The following is an 18,958-nucleotide window of genomic DNA, read 5'->3' as shown; positions in this document are numbered from 1 at the left end:
GCTCATGGAGCGGGGGCTTCCTCGTCGCATAACGTGCGCATCAATTGGTTGCGTGGTGTCGTCGCAAGACCCCAGTCGCAAATCGCATCAAGTAAGGGAATCAAAGAGATTCCTTTTTCGCTCAAGGCATATTCGACGCGGGGTGGAATCTCCGGGTAAACGGTCCGTGTAATCAAGCCATCTTGTTCGAGTTGTTTCAACTGTTGCGTCAGCGTCTTTGGTGAGACGTCCTGGATATAACGCTCCAGTGTATTAAAACGTACTGTCCCTTCTTCGTGCAGCTCGTACAAGATCATCACTTTCCACTTGCCTTGAATCTGACGCATCGTCGCATCGAACTCATTTAGATACGGCATACCGTCCCCTCCCTTACCAAAAGGTAACCGACTGACCTAAAAGTGCGTACTTCTCGGATTGGTTTCCCTCTGTTATCTTCAATCTATCATATCAAATAAGGAGACGATATCATGAAAACAGGATTCATTGCCATCACAGGTGCCACGTCAGGAATCGGGCATGCGATTGCGCGAACGTTCATTCAGAAAGGGTACCGCGTCTTATTGCTCGGACGACGGATTGACCGTCTGGCGAGCCTTGCTTCAGACGATGTCTTGATTCGCCAAGTCGCAGCCACCGACCGAGTTGCCCTCGATGCTGCTTTAGCAGACGCGACGGAAGCGTTCGGACCGGTCGAAGCGATCATCAACAATGCAGGACGGATGTTACTCGGTCAAATCGAGACGCAAGGAGCGGAAGAATGGGAAGAGATGTTTGACGTCAATGCGCTCGGTGTCTTACACGGGATGCAAGCCGTCCTTCCCTCGATGGTAGAGCGGAAGACCGGTACGATCATCAATATCAGTTCGATTGCCGGTAAAAAGACGTTCGCCGACCACGCCGCATACGTCGGCACGAAATTCGCCGTCCACGCGATGAGTGAGAACGTCCGGGGTGAAGTCGCCTCTCACGGTGTCCGCGTCATGACGATCGCACCAGGAGTCGTCGAGACGGAATTACTCGGTCATACGACAAGTGACGCGATCAAGGACGGCTACAACGAATGGAAACAGTCGATTGACGGTGGTCTCGATCCGCAAGTCGTCGCGGACACCGTCTTATTCGCCTTCGAGCAACCACAACACGTCAATATTCGAGAAATCGTCTTAGCCCCGACGAAACAAGTCGATTGACGAATAATAGACCGAAGCGCTCGGAAATGGATGTACTTCCGAGCGCTTCGGTCTGTTTTCATGTAAGCGTTACTTTATTAGGTGACTCTGTTCAATCGTTTGAAAGATTGATTGATAGATCTTCAGTTGCTCTGAACGATTCGGTCGTTCGATCCCCTCACCGAACAACCAGGTCGTCTCTTGTGTATCGTCATAGAGCATACCAGCCGCAAACGTCGGATTCGGCACCGAGATGCTTTCCTCATAGGAGAGACTCGGATCAAGAAACGGTTCGACGGATTTTTGAGAGCCGATGAAGAAAAACGGAATCTGTGCTTTCCGGTAGACGGTGGCATAGTCACGTCCCGATGCCTGATGTAAGTACTCCGGCATGATCATGACGGCATCGTAACGTCGTAAATCCCTTTTGATATCCTGCAGATCAATCGAGTGGAAGTCCGGGGATTGCGTAAGTACTGGAGCCTTTCCGACGACAGCGATGGTGAGATCGATGGTACTGGCCTTTGGCGTCAACGTTGTTTTTTTCATCATACATACGGTAAGCAGTAAACTGAGTGCAAGTAAAGTCATGACGGTTCTTTGTCTCATCTGTCCCTCCATAATTTCCTAATATTAGGTCTTTCGCCTAGTTCCTTTATACCATAGAAATGGATGACATTATGTTTTTTCACAATAGGGAAATCGTGCGAATAAAGTAACAACAGGATCCAATAAAAAAAGACTCCCTGAATGGAGTCTCCTTACTTTTCAGCATCGATTTTTGAAGCCTTACGCGCAATGACGACAATAAAGACGATGGCACCGACAGGAATCACGAGCGGCATCCAGTCGAGGATATACTGTGCGTTCATCGTATCCCCCCTTACCTAGCAAGCTATAAGCGTAGCATATGCCAATTGTTAGGGAGTTGCAAGTCACAGTCGGGGCAGAAGTTCGTTAGCAAGTGAGTAATAAATCAGCACACTTGTCGAAAGGATGTATCCGATCAATAAAAGCGGTGTGAATTTAGGTTTCATGCGTCGTTCGATCAAGCGTAACGAGCCGATGGTGACGACAAGAGCGACGACCGGACTGAATCCGAATACGACGATATCTAAGGATGTCACGACATCTTCTGGAAACACGAGATGAAAGACAAAAAGTGAGAATAAGTACCACGATGTATAGGATAGACAAACGAAGAAGAGGAAAGTAGCTAGTTTCCGCATCCCGTTTGATTGGCTTTTTTCCATCTGTTGCATGTCGTTCCTCCTACATAAGTATCAGATATCCTTAATAGTAACTGGAACTATTCGCTTAAAATATTCAAATATGAATATCCGACAAAAAACGACAAAAAGTTTTTTTCTCGATAATTAAAAAAAGCAAGATCCACGGTCAAGTGAACCTTGCTTCAACTCTTAAAGAGCAGGTGTTTCGACTTGATACATCGTCGCAAGACCTGCCACCTTGTTCTTGAATGTCTCCCGGCGTTCGACAGGTGCAATGATTTCCGCCTGATTGCCGAATTGAATCAGCCACATCATGAACCCGTCGGAAAAGAGCGCATCGACCTTGACTTCGAACCAGAGGTCATCGAGACGACGGCAGCGGATATCCGTTCCGAACCGGTCGACGACGGTCGGCATTAGACTTTCCTGAAATTTAAGCGTCAATTGCTCGTTCTCTCCCCCATACATGTTGAACATGTTACTTAAGTAACTCGGCTCGACATGGACCGGTTCTTCCATCGGTTCAAACGCTTTACAATTGACGATTCGGTCGACCCGGTACGTCCGAATCTCTTTGATCCGCTCATCACGTCCAATCAAATAGTAATTTCCGTTATCCATCAACAGGTGAGCCGGAGAAACGAGGTAATGCTCGCCATCTTTCCGTAACTCGAACTTTCGCGTCCGTTCGTTAAACTTTCCTTGGTACTGGAAACTGATGACGAACTCATCACTGATAGCTTTCTGGATCGTATCGATCGAGCGCGACGTCATTCCTTTTGGTTTTTTGACAGTATGTAGTACCGGCTGGAGAGACTCCGCCATCTTATCACTCGTCAACGACTGAATCGTCTGAACGAGCGACGTCGTCTCACTTTCCGAGATAAACTTCGCACTGGCGATGGCATCGACCAGCAATCGGAGTTGATGATGCTCAAAGGGACGACTGACGAGATGATACGGAATGGCAAGTCCATTCTTCGTCTCTTCCGCCACGACGTCAAAACCTGATTTGGCAAGTGCCGCAATATCATCCTTCAACGATTTTCGGGATAGCTTCTCGATCAGTCCTCGTTTCGAGAGTTCCGTGCTCAATTGCTCAAGCGTCAACGTATGGTCTTCATCCGACTGACGTTCGAAGATTTCTCGTACAGCAAGTAAGCGGTCACGGTTCGTTAATTTTTCGTTAGACACTACGCATCCTCATTTCCTAAGTCACAATGGTTTGGTTATACTTTACAGTATACATGAAAATAAACACGAGATTAACAATAAAATGGTAAAAATTAAGAGATAGGAGAATTGGGATGCATTATATCGCAGAATGGAACGGTCAGCGTTTTGAATACCGGGATAGCGGGAGTGGTCCCGTCATTTTATTAATTCATGGTACACAATCGGATTACCGAGAAGTCTACCATGTCGAGAAGTTAATCGCGGCAGGATATCGCGTCATCGTACCGTCACGCCCCGGGTACGGACAAACCCCACTTCAGCTCGCTGATAGTCCAGAGGCGCTCGCAACATTCTATTCTAAGTGGCTTGCTTCCCGTCAGATTAAACAGTACACCGTTTATGGCATCTCTGCCGGCGGACCGACGGCAATCGCGCTTGCTGGAATGGATCCAGGCGTCCATGCCCTTGTCTTAGCGTGTGCGATGACGCACCGGATTTCCCTGCCGTACCATCGTCTTCTGATCCAACCGGTCTTACAACGTCCTTTACAGTTCATCCAGTGGGGGCTTTGGACGTATGTGAAGGATAAGATACGCAAGTTTCCTGAAGAAGCAGCAGTTCGGATGGTCGAGATGACGAGTCTGTTACCACGCGAAACGATCCGTACCCACATTAGTGAGACGGATGCGTCGTTATTATATGAAGTTGGTCTTCAAAATGGTCCTGGGCGAGGTGTCTTGTTTGATATCACACAAGACATCGAACGAGAACGGCTTGAAGCCGTCACGTGTCCCGTCTTGATCGTCCATTCGAAGTCAGACCGCGCTGTTCCGTTCGAGCATGCCGAACACGCACGACGGAGCATTCCTCACGCGCAGTTCATTGAATCGAAAAGTCCTGGTCACCTGATTTGGATTGGTCCATCCGCACGTCGAGATGAACGGATGATCGAACGATTCATCGCCTTCAATCAGATGACTTGAAGGCGGAGCCGCATTTTTAGCTTCTCATCATCTTCCTCGATCGCAATCAGACCACGACGCGTCAGTTCACCAATCGCACGACGCGTCCGGTCTTGATTAAGTCGGGCACAGCGGGCAATCTCAGCGATGCCCATCCGACATGACAGTTGGTTCGCCTTAATCTTTGATGAAGGCTTCGCGACAGAGCGTTGTAAGAGGCGCCAAAAGACATGGCGGGCATCCTCTGATAAAGCATAGGCATTTTTCTCGATCACCGGTGGCATGTAACGAACGTCTTCTCGAATCCGGCGAATCAGATAGAGACTGAGCCATTCTTCAAGCTCCGCTTGAATTCGTGAGAATTCGAACCACCAAAGCTGCTCGAGTGCCTCTTCTTCTTTCGTTGCCAGCTGCCAGCTAGCAGGAATCTCATCAAACTCTTCCTCGAGCCAGTCTTCGTAGTCGAGTGCCGTCTCATACAAGACTTGTGACGGAATCTGCTCGAGTGACGTCCGATTTTTATAGATATCAAAGCTCATCCGTCGAAAATGTTCGACGGATGCAGCCACTTGGCTCAAATGAATTAATTGTTTCGTAATGAGGCGCGCCAGTCCATCCATCTCGAGGTGGATGGCATATAAGTGTTTTTCTAGCGCAATGAGCGTGCTTCTCTCCATTCGACTGTTCCTCCCCTATTTGTTTTTCGTCTTCTTGTCTTTTTCCGCAAAACCCTTATTCAAAACCAATTGTGAGCATATCGGTGTATTGACAGTGCAGTTTGGAATAGAATAGAACAATCGAATTCAAAAGGAGATGCACGATATGTATACGATTTTTGGTAGCTCACGTAAAGGAAACAGTGAATGGCTCGGGGAACAAGCATTGAAAGGAATCCCTCATGTTGCTGTCGATTTGGCGAACGTCTCGATTCAGCCGATTGAAGACCGCCGTCATCACGGAGGCTTTTTGCCGATTGGCGATGACTATCGCCGGATCGTCGAAGAGATGCTTGAACACGATGACATCCTGTTCATCACTCCGATTTACTGGTACTCGATGTCGACGAAGATGAAATTATTCATTGACCGATTCAGCGAGTCACTGCGCGATGAAGAACTTGAATTCAAACGTCGGATGGCAGGGAAACGATTCCACTTGATTGCGGTCGGAGGAGATAATCCACGCGTCAAAGGACAAGCACTCGTCACGCAGTTCGAGCATATCGCATCGTTCCTTGGCGCAACGCTTGAGACAGCGATTCTTGCCGAAGGGAATGCACCAGGTGAGGTCGAGCACGATCAAGAAGCGATTGCCGCAATCGAGGCGTTTCGTGAAAAAATGTCAGGAGCACGTGTTTAAGCACTGTTCGTGAAGGGAAATAACTGAAGCAGAGCGCACGACTATCTAGCGTACGACTCAATTCAGGAGGTGGTCAGCCATGTTCGCATCTAAAAAACGATCGAATCGCAAGTGGAAACAACTGACTTCACGCCAGCATATCCTTCATCTTGAACATCTGTATCAATCACGCGAAGAGACGATCGTTCGTGATCGCCTCTCCTTACAACACATCATGGAACGTGCAGTCCGGACCGGACAGACGGTCCACGTCCGATTAAAACAACTCGATACGGTATCCGGTTCGATCCAAGCGATTTTTCATGACCGCGGAACGATTGAACTCGTCACATCGACAGGTATGCGCCGGATGGTGCGGTCGTCGGATGTCATCGATATCCAGTGGACGACAACCTAACAGCATGTAACCCCTTCTCGACTAGAGGAGGGGTTTTTGGTTTACATGAGTCCTTTGCCACCGAGCGGGTGGTCTTCGAGCACGCGTTCAACATGCTCGAGCAATGGACGCGCTTGCGTAATCAAACGCCGCGTCACCGGTAACTCTAAAGACGCGAGGTGTGCAGCGGCATCCGTCCAGATTTCACGGACATGTAGCACATCCGGTTCGTCAGAAATACTGATGATGTAGTGCAGACAACTCGGATGAGTCTCTAAAGAAGCCGCAGCTTCAAGTAACAGGGCGATGACGTGGTCGCGTTGTCCGGTTTGAGTCGTAAATGTCGTCCATAATCCATACATCAAGAGGTACCTGATAATGGACGGACTTCTGCGCGCCAACCGTAAGATTCCCCTTCTGCGACTTGAGTCGTCGGATGAAGGGAAGCCAGTTCCATCGCATGATCCAAATCACGTGCTTCAAAGACAATCAAACTGCCAATCTGCTCTCCATGCGCTCGATCCGGCTCTACTTTCTTCTGTACGACCCCATCTTGCCAGTAAAATGCTTGTGTCGTAAGACCCGGGTGCCAGTCTGATAGGACATCGACTTGTTCATTGAAGGTGTTCATCAACGCATCACAACGCGACATCAAAGCATCGATCTCTTCCTTCGATAAAACATCCATTCGATCTGCATCATAATAACCAACATATAAGAATTGCATTGTCTTTCCTCCTCTCAATTTTCCCATTCCCTTCCATGAGAAGGCTAAACAAAAGCCTCCTGTCTCTACGCTGAGAAACAGGAGGCTTTTGTATCATTCATCTTTTAACTTGACGTTTTGATCGGCTGGTAACGTCGTCGTCGTTTCCTCGTCTTCAAGTTTCGGAACTCCAGCACCATAATCGGTTGTTTCATCCGTCACGTAAGACGCCGCGAACGCTGGATTCAGTAAATCGGACTTCGAACCGACGATGACGATCCGCCCGTGTCGGACTTCATCTTCTAGATCCTCAGCGACATCCTTCGTCATGCCAAGCTCGGACAACTGAGCAATCCGGTCATTTCGGTTACTCCGGACGGCTGATAATAACGTCTCAAAGAACGACTTCTTCGTCACGCGGTATGGTAACGTCTGTGTGTCATTCGCGATCCGTTCCGCGAGTTCTTCGTCTTTGGCAAAGATGTAAATCTGTTTATTCGAATAGCCACTTGATTTGAGGCTCGTCACTTCTGCGTCGACAGCGGTCATGTTTCGTACGATGCGTGTTTCAAGCATAAAAATCCCTCTCTTTCATGCAGCAAGCTGCTGATAAGAAGTTATACCCGGAACATAATAGTTGAAACCTGAAATTGAAAAATGGATCAAGCAGCAGTCTGGATTGAAGACGCACGACGCTTTTGCCAGATCGTAAACAAGGCAATCAGAATCATCAGGACGACTTGTGGGATAAGCGTCTCGAGCGTTGGGTAGAAACCAATCCACCCGGCAGTTCCGAGTCCATTGATTGGATGAATCGGTAAGACGTTCGTCAGCTGCAACGCGTGCAGACTCGTACCAAGAATCTTGAACGCCATTAGATAGATTAACCACGACGCGACTTGGAACAGACGATGGATCGGTAAACGGACACCAATCTGGATGACCACATACGAGACGAGACCGATGATGATGATCGCGAGACCGATTCCGGATAATAAGGCAGTTTTCGTCATCGCTGGTGCCATTCCGATATAAAATAACAACGTCTCGGCGCCTTCTCGGAAGATCGTCAAGAAGCTGACGAAGAACAAGGACGTCGTCGAAAGCGTTGCTAAAAAGTGTTTTCGTTTCGCAACGGCGCTTTTCGAGTGCAACCAATAGCCGACGAACAACATGACAACGACCGCGACGATTCCTGTATAGCCTTCGATTTGTTCCCGACCCGTCGCCGCGAACGAGGCCTGAAAGACCGTCTGGAGGATGAGCGCTAACAGACCGCTTGCGATCAGACCAAGCCCAGCGCCTGCCCAGACCTTCCCTTCTTGTTTTGAACGACTTTTCCGTGCGAAAGCAACGAGCGCACTGACGATCAGTAACGCTTCGAGACCTTCCCGCAGCATGACGAGCATTGCATCAACAAACGTATAATGCGTCTTCGTTTGTAATTGTGCGATAGCATTCTCAAACGACTGGAGTTCTTGTGCCGTCTTTTCCCGCGTTTCCGGCGTCAGGCGGGCAAGTAACAGTGGTACATCTGATTCAAGCTGGGAATAGAGACCTTCATTACGTGTCCGGACCTCGCCTTCCGCACGTGGCCAAGTCTTCAGAAACGATTCGAGTGCTTGTTTCGCTTTCGGTAAATCATTTTCAGCTAGTGCGGTTTGCGCCTCCTCGAGTGGCGTCAGCAGCGACTGCAGTCCCGTTTTCTTCGCCTGGACTTTCTCTCCGTCGAGGAAAGACTGAACGGCCGTATCGAACTGATCAAGTGCGGCTTGCCATTCCTTCGTATCCGCGGATTCACGCGCCGCCGCGATCCGGATCGACGCGAGCGCCATCTCGATGTTGCCATAGTGACCGACACTGTCATTGCGAACAAGACTCTCGTGCGTCGCCCATGCGGTCAACAATCGTTGCTCCGCTGCCGGACGGTCGCTCGCCTTGACCTGCCGCATCTCTTTCGTCAACAAAAGTAATTGTTTTACTTTTGACTTCGCAGCGGGGTCTGTCTTCGGTTTCGTTGCTTCTTCCTGCTTCCGGACGGCAGCAGAGAGAGCTGTCAGTTGCTCGCGGACTTCCGGAAACGTTGCCGATCGTTTCGCATCGACCTGTTTGACGGCTTTCGTGATTGCCGTTTGTTGATCAGGTAAGTCTTGAGCAGCTTGTCCTAGTTCATCAATCGCTTGATTCAGTGCCGCACGATCTTCACTTGCGACGGCAGACAGGGATTGTCCGATTGCGACATAGAGATCATCCGTCGATGCAGCATGGACGGGCACCGCGTGTTGACCGGCTATAAGGAGTACAAATACAAGGACGAGATTACGCAAATAACGCATCACCGATGTAGCCTCCTTTCGAGATTCCACCGAAGCAAGCGAAGATGGCACTTCCACGGTGCGTGATGTATTCATTCAATCGGTCCTGTGCGGCAAGACGACGCTGAATCTCGATGAATTGTTTCGGTGAACGCTGATACGATAAAAACAGCAGTCCGGCATCAAGGGCACCCGTCTTTTCATCGATGCCGTCTTGATACGAGTAGGAACGGCGTAAGATCGCTGTCTTCCCGTCCCCGTGTGCGACAGCGGTATGCGAGTCAACCGGTAAGGCGGCTTCGCCACGAGCTTGTCGTTTCGCTGGTGTGACGGAAGCGAACTCGTCTGTTGAGCCAAGCGGAGCCCCGGAAGCACGTTCGCGTCCGAAGGTCCGTTCTTGCTCTTTTAGAATCGTCCGGTCCCAGACTTCAAGATGCATCTGGATGCGACGGACGACAAGGAACGAGCCGTTCGTCAACCATGGTGTTCCGTCTTGCCACTGACAAAAGAGAGAGTCTTTCCGGACCTGCTTCTTCGAGACGTCAGGATTCCCCGTGCCGTCCTTGAAGCCGAACAGATTACGCGGCGTCCCACCAGAGGCATCTGCTGCTTTACTGCGCTGGAAACCAGCTTGCGACCAACGCATCGCGACCGTCCCACGCCCGACACGGACGAGGTTACGGATCGCATGGAAGACGACTTGGGCATCATCACCACACACTTGGACGACGAGGTCGCCACCGCTCCATTTTTCGTCCAGACGATCGAGATCGAACGTCGGCAACGGTTTAAGGGCATCCGGTCGTTTATGACGGATGCCGAAGCGACCGTCAAACAGACTTGGACCGCACCCGAACGTAAACGTCAAGTGTCCGGCAGATAATCCATCCGCTTCCCCCGTATCTTCCGGTGGAACATAACGGGACTCAGAGTCGCCATATGGTAACCCGGCCGCAAGTCTGGCGCATAATCGCGTCCAACGCTTTAGTAAATCAACGAGTTCGTCGCGTCGGTCCGTCTTGATATCAAACGCTACGACTTGGACGTGATTTTGTGGTGGAGTCAGAATTCCCGCTTGATACGTACCGTAGAACGGCTCTTGATCACTGGCTTCAACAGTCAATGTCCGCGGAAGAAACTTTTCAAGACCACTGGCATACAGGGCAGCACCGAGACTCGTCAAGCCCGCGACCTTAAGAACGTCACGCCGCGTGACACCTTCTTGGATTGGTTTCATGCTTATCCCTCCAGTACGATGCCCATCTTCGAGAGCGGTTCCGCGAGTTCATTGATGGCGACACTCATCTGTTTGACATCTTGTTTCGAGAGACTCGTATAAAGGACATAGCCATCGCCCTTTTTCTTCGCGTCGAGTAACGCATGGACATCCTTGAAGCGAGCCGCAATCTCTTTTGATAACGCCGCATCTTGTTTTTTCAGCGCCGGGTTCAATAGTTCGTAAATTTTTTCAGCCCCTTCGACGTTTGCCGCGAAGTCATATAAATCAGTATGCGAATAACGGTCTTCTTCCCCTGTCACTTTTGACGTCGAGACCTCGTTTAACAGATCGGTCGCCCCCGTGACGAGTAATTCTGGTGTCACCTCGACCGTCTCGACCTTTGCCCGAAGTAAGTGGACGTCCTTCATCAATTGTTTCGCGTACGCTTCATAACCTTTTGTCGTTCCCTTTTCAAATAACCCTTGCTCGATCCGGTGGTAACCACCCCATTCCGACGCTTTCACGTCGCCTGCTCGCGCATCGATCTTCGGATCAAGGTCACCGAACACTTCCGCGATTGGTTCTGCGCGTTCGTAATACATCCGTGTTGGTGCGTACAATGCTTTCGCTTCTTCAAGCTTGCCAGCCTGTACGGCATCGGTGAATTTTTCCGTCTCGCGGACGAACGTATCGATTTCGTTAATCGCATACGTCCGGTAATCCTCAACGACCTGGTCAAAATTCTCTTTTTTCGGTGCTGGTGTCTCCGCCTGTTTCGCTTCACTGCAACCTGCTAAAACGACGGCGAGCGCCCCTGTCATCAATAATGCTTGTTTCATGTATGGTTCCCCCTGTTACTAATTAAGTCAGTTCCTTAAATAGTATAGACGACAATGATAATCGTTATCAATAAAAATTTTTTGCAATAAAAAAAGCTTGAACCGGTTTATTTCAACCGATTCAAGCGCTCTATCAGGCTTGTTCTTTGCGTTTTTTGAAGTACGTCCGTGAAATGATGAACGTGACGATCCCGAAGCCAATGAAGACGAACGCTTTTTGGAATAAGCTCAGGAACGACAAATCGAACAGTAAGAGCTTGACGGCACTGATGGTCAGTAGCAACAATCCGGACAATCGCCACGTCGACGACGTCCGCATCCGACCAATCGCGACAAGGACGAGTGCGAGGACAATATAGGCAGCGGACAACGTCGTACTACGCGCCGTCTCTTCAAGACCGCGGTAGAATGGTAACTCCATGATGATCAACGTGTAGGTCGTAAAAACCCCGATTGCGGCTAAAACGAGGACAAGTTGCCATGACCCTTTCCAGAGCGGATCACGATGTGTCTGAACGAGGAGCAAGACGAATGCCGTTGAAGCGACGACCATCGCGAGAACAGTCAAAGCGTAGGACAAACCTATGTTTTGATAGGATTCATAATCAATGACGGCTGAAAAGATAAAGACGACATACAAGCCGACGTTAAACAACCGTTGATGTGGCATGCGCGCCCGCGGAACGAACCAAAATGCGGCGATCAATCCGGCAATCAAGAAGTAGCGTAGTTGATACGTCCAGCTGAGGGCATCTGCCGGAATCAAGAGGACGGCGACGAGTAAGGCAACGTGACCGACGCCGTTTTGAGCGTGATCCTTCAATCGTTCCGCAAGCACGTAGGCAATTCCGGCGAACAGAATCGCTACTAGCATTCCGAACGACCAATCAAGGATCAGTAACGTCAGTAAGACGACAATTCCGGCAAGCCAGCTTGGGACGTTTGGCTGAAACTGGATGCGTCGACCGACGAACGACGTCGCACCGTAACCAAAGAGTGCTGCAAGTAAGACCGACCACTCATCAAGTCGTGGTACCTGTTCATCAAGCCAGTAGAGCTCTAACGAGAGTAGACCGAACGCGAGTGCAATCGTAAAGATCACCCAAGCGAAGACGAACGCTTTTTTTGCCTTCAGTCGGTCAACGGCAAAGAAGATCGCTGCGAACAAGACGACTTCGTACAATAAGAAGAGCGGTAAGTTCGGCTCGTCCGATAATTGTAGATACGGTAATAAGAAACCGGTGATGGATACGAGGACGAGCAAGGCTTGCGACCGCATCCAGAGCATCAAACCGTACGCGATGAAGACGACGACGAGCTCAAGTAAGAAAGCTAAAGACGGTGGATAGAATTGATATAAGGCCATCCCGGCGAACAGTGCCGCCAACGCGACGATCGTACCGGTCGCGACAAGTCCGACCCCGAGCTCACGTCGTTTCTTCTCATACTGGTATTCTCCGAGAGCGATGACGAGTAAACCAATTAAGACCCCACTTCCGATGCGGACAGGTGGACTGATCAGACCGGCAACCGAGGCGTAGGAGAAAAGGAATAAAGCCCCGAGCGCAGCGAATATCGCTCCAATCCGGGGTAACCAGACGGTCGCGATGACCTGTTCCCATTCTTCGCGGGAGCGTTTTTCCTTAAATGTTGGTGGAGGAACAACCGGTTTTCGTTTCGTATAAGCAGGGCGCGGAGCTGGGCGAGCGACTGTACTTACTTCTGGTTCGCTCGGTTCAGGTGCGACAGGCGAATTGTGCTGTCCTTCAAGGGCAGCTACTCGTTGTCGTAACGCCGCGACCTCCTGCTCGAGACGCGTGATCCGTGGATCTTCCATCTCTTCACTTCCTTTCATGAATACATTGTCATTCTTTTACACACCTAGCAGGTGAACTCCTTCATTTTACAGTAGATTTCGTATCGATATGCCTGAAAATGACAAAAATCCGGTCGCGTCGGAGCGACCGGATGAGGGTTTAACGAACAGATAACGCATATTGTCCCGTTTGATTGAAAACGGATGTGAACTGCGAGCGACTGACACTGTACTTGCCGCGGTATGGGTCCGAGACGTAGAACGAACCACTTGAGACACCTGTCACGAGCATGACGTGATAGTTCCGGTAGCCTGTGAATGTTTTACGGTCCGGTTTGATCCAAGAAAAGTAGCCATATGGATTCTTGAAATCGACCGTTGCCCAGACGATGACTGGGTTACCGCTACGGATTTCACTCTCAATTTTCGAGACGCCTTGTTTCGAGATATCAACGGCACCACTGCGGTATTTTTTCGCAAGTGGTAGGATCCCTTTCGGGTAGATGCCCCAGTTCTTGTAGTAGTCGAGCGTACCGGCTGGATTCCCCGTGAACATTTTTTCTGGATCTGCCCAGTAATACTTTCCGTTCTTATACGTCGCGTTCTTCATACTTTTTGGCATTTGCTTATAGAGTGACGCAGCAGAGACGGCTTTTTTCTTGTATTCGAGTGCCATCTTCAACGAGACGAACTCACAGCCAGATGGATACCCGAGTGAATATTGGTTGTAGTACGGGACGTTTAGCTTCTTCGTCGTCGTCGATGGGTTCGACTTCGAGACGTATTGCGTCGAGATATAGCGGTAGCTTCCCTTGTAGAGAATCCGTGTCCAGCTCCCTGACGTGCCGTATGTCGCGACGGCAACCCCTTTATTCAGCTGCCCTACGACCTTATACTTCGTTCCAGCACCCGTCCGGACGTTAAGTGTGCCGACCGTCGTATACTTCGTCCCGGTCGATGTGTACTTCGACGAAGACGATTTGACGAAATCCTTGTGTATGTAGCCGGTGCGGGATTTAAAGCTGATTTTGTACCAGCTGCCAGACGTGCCTTTTGAACTGTAGACGTTTCCTTTGTAAATCTTTCCGAGAATCTTACTCGATGTCGACGGTTTTTCGCGAACGCGCAAAACATCCGTCGTCACGGTTAATTTCGTTGCTGCTTCAGCAATGAGCGAAGGACTGAGTACGCCAACGAAGATGACTGCAATCAGCAGTACGGAGAAAAAACGTTTCATGATAGACCCCCTATGGTGTAATTTGGTGACTCGTTCCCCTTTTCCCAACTTTTTGAAAAAATAATCAACATTTCTTTAGAAAAATCTGAAAAATGAGGAACGTCCTTGTTCGTTATATCAAAAAAACTCGATCATGCCTACGGGCACAGTCGAGTTGTCATCTTTCTGAAATCAAAATAAAATTTAATTTTTAATCGTTAAAATATATGGTGATGGTTGCGCAAATGCTTGTTCGAGCAGATGAGCGACGAACAAGGTATCCTCTTCCTTGACTGGTAGCGGCGCGTCCTCGACGATACTACGGTAAAAGGCGCGATACATTTTACCGTAATCGCCAACAGGACTTGGAATCCGGACGTCTTGCAGATGACCGTGTTCGTCGTGATAGATCAAACGCCCATAATCGTCTTCTGAATCCTCACCGAACCCCTCTTCTCCCGGGAAGTAGTTCGCTTTCAGGTCGAGCTCTTGCCGGTCGACGTGTTGTTTGATGAACGTGCCGTTCGTACCGTGTAACATCCACCGGGGTGCCGGGGCAAGTGCGACATGACTCGTCCGAACGCTGACCTTAAGCTCCGGATAATAGAGATCAATCGCAAACGCGTCGTCTGGATTATGCGGCAGTCGAACACTGCGCACGTCAAAGGCGACCTTGTCCGGTTTTCCGAACAAAGCGATGATTTGATCGAGCGTATGGACGCCGAGTCCGTAAAGCGCACCGTTTTCGTGACGCGCATCAGCTGAAGCCGCTTCCGGGCGGAATAGATCAAATTGCGAGACGACCTCGACGAGACGACCAAGTTTCCCGGAACGGATGATTTGCGCAACGACTTGGAAGTCGCTGTCGTAACGTCGGTTTTGATAGGCGAGAATCTTGACGCCTTGCGCATGTGCTTCTGCAAATAGACGCTTCGTCTCCTCTTCCGTCACCGTAAATGGCTTTTCGACGAGCACGTGCTTTTGATGTTGCAACGCGAGCAACGCGTATTCGAAATGGGTCGCCGGTGGTGTATTGATGACGACGACATCAAGTGCCGGGTCAGCGAGCATTTCGGATAGATCCGTCGTAAAACGGGCATCCGGCAGTCGATCCTGATAGGAGGCGAACAGCTCCGGTTTTTCCTTCCGATTGTAAATCCAGGTGACGTGATAGTTGTCCTCGATCATCACGTACGGTAAATGGTAACGGGTCGTACTTTTGCCAAAGCCGATGAAGCCGATATTCAATCGCATCCGATCACTCCTTGAACCGTTCTTTTTCTATTACCATACCAAACGAAACGACCGTTGTCTTGATTGAACCGCTTCAAGCCGTCGCTTCGATGCGTTCATACTCATAAATCGAGAAGCCGTCCCGTGTTCCTTGATGGACGAATCCGAAAGACGTGTAATACGCGTTGAGAAACTCGTTTGAAGCGACACAGTCGAGTCGTAGGATTTCTCCTTCATCCTCTGTCACTGCAATCGCGTGTTCCAGTAGTTTTCGACCGACACCACGTCCTTTTGCGCGGTCGCTGACGACGATTCGATGGATATACAGACCTTCTACATCATCCCACAAGGATTGATCCCATTCGAGCGAAGGAAGCAGGGCAACGGAACCAAGCAGCTCGTTCTGATCCTCAAAGACATACAGGCGGCCGGCTTCTAAATCTCGCGCGACGAGTTGTTCGATGTCTTGCTCCAGATAAGCAGACCACTGGCTACTGCCACTGGCTTTGAGGGAGAGCGCTTTTTGCTCAAGTAGGGTTGCGATGTTTCGAACGTCTTTTGATGTAGCTTGTCGTATCATGTTATTCCTCCTGTTACAAAAAAAATTCTTCTCTATCCTAACGAATGTACAGCGAGAAGAAAACCTTTTTGCTTCAAGATTTCATCGTTCCCCATTATTTTGTGATTTTTTTCATATTCCACAATTTTATTTCAATGTAACGTATCCTTTAGGAGTGATCTGACCCCCAGTCGTCACAACGGTAAACGACCGGCTTCCCACGAGCCGGTCGTTTTTTTGTCATTCAGGCGAGTTCGACCCAGCGGCGCGACAGATTCCGTGCTTGTGCCCGGTACTCGTCGTCTTCGACGATCGGATTGCTGAGTCGTGGAGCGGAATCCGCATAGTAGCCGCCGTTGTCAAGCGGATCGTCGGTCGTTGCGAGATAGAGTGCCGTCTTTGCGCCGTATTCCGGCGTATAGAGTTTTCCGGTCCAGTACCCGACTTGCGCGACCGGTTTGAGTAACGTCTTCATCACTTTGCCGTACTTGCCGCGATAGAACAAATCCGTATTGACGATCCCCGGGTGGACGCTGACGAACGTGATCCGGTCGCCGTGTATTTCAGCCAGTTCACGCATATGAATCATTTGCAGGAGCTTTGATTCGCGGTAAGAACGCATCGGACTATAGTGTTCTTTTTTGACGTGGGCGATTGCTTCGAGTTCGACGTCGGTCCGAATCAAGCCACCTTCACCTGCGAGCGACGAAATCGAGATGACGCGCGGGTCGTTCCCTTTCTCAAGTAACGGCAATAAGCGCTCAATCAAATAGAAATGACTCAAGTAGTTGACCTGGAATTGTGATTCGAAGCCGTCCTTCGTGACATGATACGGCGGTACCATGACACCGGCGTTTAAAATCAAGCGGTCGATGCGACCCACTAAATCAAACAGACGATCCGCGAAGCGACGGACGGAGTCCAGTTGATCGAGTTGGACGATCTCGATTTCCAGGTGCGTATGCGATACACCATGTTCCCGCAGTAGTTGCACGAGTGCCGTCGCTTTTTTCTGCGAACGGACGGTAGCGATGACCCGATCTCCTCGCTCCAATAATTCTTGAATCGTGACCATCCCCATGCCGGAGTTGGCACCCGTGACGATACAGATGTTCATCCCTTTTCCTCCTTGTGTTCCGTATTAAACGCAAATAGTTCTGTTTCTAGTTTTCCTTTTTCTTTTCGTTTGTACACCTCGTTTTGACGTTATTTTTCGAAAATTTCAAAAAGTAACGTATACTAAAAGGAGAACATGTTATCACGAAAGAGGTGGTCGGATGGAAGAAGGGACGATCTTATTCGTCGCAGGAACGTTACTATTGATTGCGATCATCACGACGAAGTTTGCCGTCCGGTTAAATGTACCGACGTTGATTCTGTTCGTCGTCGTCGGGATCGTGGCAGGGTCAGATGTTACAGGAATCATCAACTTTGGTGATTTCGAGCAAGCCCGTCTCTTTGGAACGATGGCGCTCGTCCTGATTCTGTTTGACGGTGGCTTGCATACGAAGTGGACACACTTCCGGAAAATCCTCCCTGCCGCCCTGTCACTTGCGACCGTCGGGGTCCTTGCAACGACCGGGATCATTGCCATCGTTGCGTATCTATTACTTGATTTTTCTTGGCCGGTCGCGTTATTGATCGGCGCGCTCGTTGGCTCGACCGATGCGGCCGCTGTCTTTTCCCTGCTCAGTGGACGACCGGTCGACGCCAAAGTCAAACATACGCTCGAGGCGGAGTCCGGAACGAATGATCCGATGGCCGTCTTCCTGACAATCTTGTTCACATCGTTTGCGTTAGCGCCGGAATCGTTCTCGATCGGTGCGGGTATTCTTTCCTTCATCTACGAGATGGGACTCGGGACGCTAGTTGGTCTTGCGATCGGGTATCTCGTCACACAACTGCTGAACCGGATCGAGTTGCCATCGTCCGCCCTTTATCCGACCTTACTGTTTAGCGGTGCTCTCTTCTCGTATGGTCTAGCGACGATTTTGCACGCCAGTGGGTTTCTCGCCGTCTATTTGACCGGGATTTGGATCAACAATCATGACATGATCTACCGCGAGACGCTCAAACGATTCAGTGGCAGCTTGTCGCATTTAGCAGAGATCGGCATGTTCATCATGCTCGGACTGCTCGTCTTTCCAAAACAATTACTCGATCCTCGGACCTTGTTCGTCTCGGCCGTCATCGTCTTGACGTTGATCCTGCTCGCTCGTCCACTTGCCGTCGTCTTGTCGTTGCTGCCGTTTCGATACACGGTCAAAGAACAGAGTGTCATCACGGCAGCCGGATTACGGGGCGCCGTTCCGATCATTCTCGCGACCTATCCGCTTTCCAGTGGTCTCGCGGAAGCGCCGCTTCTTTTCAATATCGTTTTCTTCACCGTCATGACGTCTGCTCTCTTGCAAGGAACGGCCTTGCCGTGGATCGTCCGGCGAATGGGGCTTGAGACACAGCACGACACGACGGTCGAACCGTTCCTGAAATTCATGACCGTCACCCATCCACAAGCGGAGATCATCGAGGTCAGGGTCTCGACAAACAGTGTGATTGCCGGAAAAACGCTACAGGATATCGAGATGCCCCAGGATGTGCTCGTCGTTGCAATCATTCGTGAAGATGAAATTCTGACGCCGCGTGGTCAGACACGTGTCCTCGTAGACGATCAACTGTTGATTTTGACACCTAAACAAGCGGATCAGGATGTTCGACGGCTAATCGTGTCGCTCGGGTTATAGGTCGTTCTTTACACATCCTCCAGTAGGGTGTGTTTTTTGG

General features: G+C 50.0%; 21 protein-coding genes. 5 read left to right on the top strand and 16 right to left on the bottom strand.

Annotation, left to right across the window (positions count from 1 at the left end):
- Nucleotides 1–2: 2 nt before the first annotated feature.
- Complete coding sequence (locus tag N179_RS04595) at nt 3–356, bottom strand: winged helix-turn-helix transcriptional regulator (RefSeq protein WP_023468323.1); 354 nt, start codon at nt 354–356, stop codon at nt 3–5.
- A 111-nt stretch (nt 357–467) separates the two neighbouring features.
- Between N179_RS04595 and N179_RS04590 the strand changes: the two genes are divergently transcribed.
- On the top strand, nt 468–1,190 hold the full coding sequence (locus N179_RS04590) for an SDR family oxidoreductase (RefSeq protein ID WP_035397359.1): 723 nt from the start codon (nt 468–470) through the stop codon (nt 1,188–1,190).
- Nucleotides 1,191–1,259: 69 nt separating this feature from the next.
- On the opposite strand, the gene N179_RS04585 is transcribed toward N179_RS04590, so the two are convergent.
- From N179_RS04585 to N179_RS04575, 3 genes are all read right to left on the bottom strand, one after another.
- The gene (locus N179_RS04585; RefSeq protein ID WP_052017122.1) at nt 1,260–1,778 is read right to left on the bottom strand and encodes a hypothetical protein; all 519 of its coding nucleotides are present in this window, start codon (nt 1,776–1,778) and stop codon (nt 1,260–1,262) included.
- Between the two features lie 326 nt (nt 1,779–2,104).
- Nucleotides 2,105–2,431, bottom strand: a complete 327-nt coding sequence (locus tag N179_RS04580) for a hypothetical protein (protein ID WP_023468319.1) — start codon at nt 2,429–2,431, stop codon at nt 2,105–2,107.
- 159 nt (nt 2,432–2,590) lie between these two features.
- Nucleotides 2,591–3,595, bottom strand: coding sequence for a helix-turn-helix transcriptional regulator (locus tag N179_RS04575; RefSeq protein WP_035397361.1), 1,005 nt, complete (start codon nt 3,593–3,595; stop codon nt 2,591–2,593).
- A 113-nt stretch (nt 3,596–3,708) separates the two neighbouring features.
- Between N179_RS04575 and N179_RS04570 the strand changes: the two genes are divergently transcribed.
- Entirely contained in the window at nt 3,709–4,560 is an 852-nt protein-coding gene (locus tag N179_RS04570; RefSeq protein WP_075642337.1) for an alpha/beta fold hydrolase, read from the top strand.
- Here N179_RS04570 and N179_RS04565 read toward each other — a convergent pair.
- Nucleotides 4,548–5,216: a hypothetical protein gene (locus N179_RS04565; RefSeq protein ID WP_023468317.1), complete on the bottom strand. Its 669-nt coding sequence runs from the start codon at nt 5,214–5,216 to the stop codon at nt 4,548–4,550. The two genes, N179_RS04570 and N179_RS04565, sit on opposite strands and share 13 nt — an antisense overlap.
- Before the next feature lie 145 nt (nt 5,217–5,361).
- On the opposite strand from N179_RS04565, the gene N179_RS04560 reads away from it, so the two are divergent.
- Both N179_RS04560 and N179_RS04555 read left to right on the top strand, forming a co-directional pair.
- Nucleotides 5,362–5,898, top strand: a complete 537-nt coding sequence (locus N179_RS04560) for a flavodoxin family protein (RefSeq protein ID WP_035397365.1) — start codon at nt 5,362–5,364, stop codon at nt 5,896–5,898.
- 79 nt (nt 5,899–5,977) lie between these two features.
- On the top strand, nt 5,978–6,295 hold the full coding sequence (locus N179_RS04555; RefSeq protein ID WP_023468315.1) for a hypothetical protein: 318 nt from the start codon (nt 5,978–5,980) through the stop codon (nt 6,293–6,295).
- Between the two features lie 41 nt (nt 6,296–6,336).
- On the opposite strand, the gene N179_RS04550 is transcribed toward N179_RS04555, so the two are convergent.
- From N179_RS04550 to N179_RS04500, 11 genes are all read right to left on the bottom strand, one after another.
- Nucleotides 6,337–6,636: a putative quinol monooxygenase gene (locus tag N179_RS04550; protein ID WP_041255111.1), complete on the bottom strand. Its 300-nt coding sequence runs from the start codon at nt 6,634–6,636 to the stop codon at nt 6,337–6,339.
- On the bottom strand, nt 6,636–7,001 hold the full coding sequence (locus N179_RS04545) for a YciI family protein (protein WP_023468313.1): 366 nt from the start codon (nt 6,999–7,001) through the stop codon (nt 6,636–6,638). The genes N179_RS04550 and N179_RS04545 overlap by 1 nt, the downstream gene beginning before the upstream one ends.
- Nucleotides 7,002–7,094: 93 nt before the next feature.
- On the bottom strand, nt 7,095–7,556 hold the full coding sequence (locus tag N179_RS04540; RefSeq protein ID WP_075642336.1) for a YflT domain-containing protein: 462 nt from the start codon (nt 7,554–7,556) through the stop codon (nt 7,095–7,097).
- 86 nt (nt 7,557–7,642) lie between these two features.
- Complete coding sequence (locus N179_RS04535) at nt 7,643–9,316, bottom strand: FTR1 family protein (RefSeq protein WP_075642335.1); 1,674 nt, start codon at nt 9,314–9,316, stop codon at nt 7,643–7,645.
- Nucleotides 9,300–10,532 carry an iron uptake transporter deferrochelatase/peroxidase subunit gene (gene efeB, locus N179_RS04530; RefSeq protein WP_023468310.1) on the bottom strand — a complete coding sequence of 411 codons (1,233 nt, stop codon included), beginning with the start codon at nt 10,530–10,532 and terminating at the stop codon, nt 9,300–9,302. Before efeB ends, N179_RS04535 begins: the two co-directional genes overlap by 17 nt.
- Before the next feature lie 2 nt (nt 10,533–10,534).
- Complete coding sequence (gene efeO, locus N179_RS04525) at nt 10,535–11,353, bottom strand: iron uptake system protein EfeO (RefSeq protein WP_023468309.1); 819 nt, start codon at nt 11,351–11,353, stop codon at nt 10,535–10,537.
- A 133-nt stretch (nt 11,354–11,486) separates the two neighbouring features.
- Nucleotides 11,487–13,190, bottom strand: coding sequence for a DUF2339 domain-containing protein (locus N179_RS04520; RefSeq protein ID WP_075642334.1), 1,704 nt, complete (start codon nt 13,188–13,190; stop codon nt 11,487–11,489).
- Nucleotides 13,191–13,329: 139 nt separating this feature from the next.
- Nucleotides 13,330–14,406, bottom strand: coding sequence for a C39 family peptidase (locus N179_RS04515; RefSeq protein ID WP_075642333.1), 1,077 nt, complete (start codon nt 14,404–14,406; stop codon nt 13,330–13,332).
- Between the two features lie 183 nt (nt 14,407–14,589).
- Nucleotides 14,590–15,639 carry an oxidoreductase gene (locus N179_RS04510; protein WP_023468306.1) on the bottom strand — a complete coding sequence of 350 codons (1,050 nt, stop codon included), beginning with the start codon at nt 15,637–15,639 and terminating at the stop codon, nt 14,590–14,592.
- Between the two features lie 73 nt (nt 15,640–15,712).
- Entirely contained in the window at nt 15,713–16,198 is a 486-nt protein-coding gene (locus tag N179_RS04505) for a GNAT family N-acetyltransferase (RefSeq protein WP_023468305.1), read from the bottom strand.
- 223 nt (nt 16,199–16,421) lie between these two features.
- On the bottom strand, nt 16,422–17,294 hold the full coding sequence (locus N179_RS04500; RefSeq protein WP_035397381.1) for an SDR family NAD(P)-dependent oxidoreductase: 873 nt from the start codon (nt 17,292–17,294) through the stop codon (nt 16,422–16,424).
- 160 nt (nt 17,295–17,454) lie between these two features.
- On the opposite strand from N179_RS04500, the gene N179_RS04495 reads away from it, so the two are divergent.
- A complete protein-coding gene (locus N179_RS04495) occupies nt 17,455–18,918 on the top strand; it encodes a potassium/proton antiporter (RefSeq protein ID WP_023468303.1) in 1,464 nt (487 codons plus the stop codon).
- Nucleotides 18,919–18,958 lie beyond the last annotated feature (40 nt).

Origin of the sequence: Exiguobacterium indicum HHS 31 (assembly GCF_001939065.1) — a bacterium.
Lineage (GTDB): Bacteria > Bacillota > Bacilli > Exiguobacteriales > Exiguobacteriaceae > Exiguobacterium_A > Exiguobacterium_A indicum.
This window is presented reverse-complemented; position numbering and strand designations above follow the sequence as displayed.

Bases quoted from the DNA above. Each gene is read 5' to 3' on its own strand.
- N179_RS04595 (WP_023468323.1), bottom strand. From the start codon at position 356: ATGCCGTATCTAAATGAGTTCGATGCGACGATGCGTCAGATTCAAGGC.
- N179_RS04590 (WP_035397359.1), top strand. From the start codon at position 468: ATGAAAACAGGATTCATTGCCATCACAGGTGCCACGTCAGGAATCGGG.
- N179_RS04585 (WP_052017122.1), bottom strand. From the start codon at position 1,778: ATGAGACAAAGAACCGTCATGACTTTACTTGCACTCAGTTTACTGCTT.
- N179_RS04580 (WP_023468319.1), bottom strand. From the start codon at position 2,431: ATGCAACAGATGGAAAAAAGCCAATCAAACGGGATGCGGAAACTAGCT.
- N179_RS04570 (WP_075642337.1), top strand. From the start codon at position 3,709: ATGCATTATATCGCAGAATGGAACGGTCAGCGTTTTGAATACCGGGAT.
- N179_RS04565 (WP_023468317.1), bottom strand. From the start codon at position 5,216: ATGGAGAGAAGCACGCTCATTGCGCTAGAAAAACACTTATATGCCATC.
- N179_RS04560 (WP_035397365.1), top strand. From the start codon at position 5,362: ATGTATACGATTTTTGGTAGCTCACGTAAAGGAAACAGTGAATGGCTC.
- N179_RS04555 (WP_023468315.1), top strand. From the start codon at position 5,978: ATGTTCGCATCTAAAAAACGATCGAATCGCAAGTGGAAACAACTGACT.
- N179_RS04550 (WP_041255111.1), bottom strand. From the start codon at position 6,636: ATGTATGGATTATGGACGACATTTACGACTCAAACCGGACAACGCGAC.
- N179_RS04545 (WP_023468313.1), bottom strand. From the start codon at position 7,001: ATGCAATTCTTATATGTTGGTTATTATGATGCAGATCGAATGGATGTT.
- N179_RS04540 (WP_075642336.1), bottom strand. From the start codon at position 7,556: ATGCTTGAAACACGCATCGTACGAAACATGACCGCTGTCGACGCAGAA.
- N179_RS04535 (WP_075642335.1), bottom strand. From the start codon at position 9,316: ATGCGTTATTTGCGTAATCTCGTCCTTGTATTTGTACTCCTTATAGCC.
- efeB (WP_023468310.1), bottom strand. From the start codon at position 10,532: ATGAAACCAATCCAAGAAGGTGTCACGCGGCGTGACGTTCTTAAGGTC.
- efeO (WP_023468309.1), bottom strand. From the start codon at position 11,353: ATGAAACAAGCATTATTGATGACAGGGGCGCTCGCCGTCGTTTTAGCA.
- N179_RS04520 (WP_075642334.1), bottom strand. From the start codon at position 13,190: ATGGAAGATCCACGGATCACGCGTCTCGAGCAGGAGGTCGCGGCGTTA.
- N179_RS04515 (WP_075642333.1), bottom strand. From the start codon at position 14,406: ATGAAACGTTTTTTCTCCGTACTGCTGATTGCAGTCATCTTCGTTGGC.
- N179_RS04510 (WP_023468306.1), bottom strand. From the start codon at position 15,639: ATGCGATTGAATATCGGCTTCATCGGCTTTGGCAAAAGTACGACCCGT.
- N179_RS04505 (WP_023468305.1), bottom strand. From the start codon at position 16,198: ATGATACGACAAGCTACATCAAAAGACGTTCGAAACATCGCAACCCTA.
- N179_RS04500 (WP_035397381.1), bottom strand. From the start codon at position 17,294: ATGAACATCTGTATCGTCACGGGTGCCAACTCCGGCATGGGGATGGTC.
- N179_RS04495 (WP_023468303.1), top strand. From the start codon at position 17,455: ATGGAAGAAGGGACGATCTTATTCGTCGCAGGAACGTTACTATTGATT.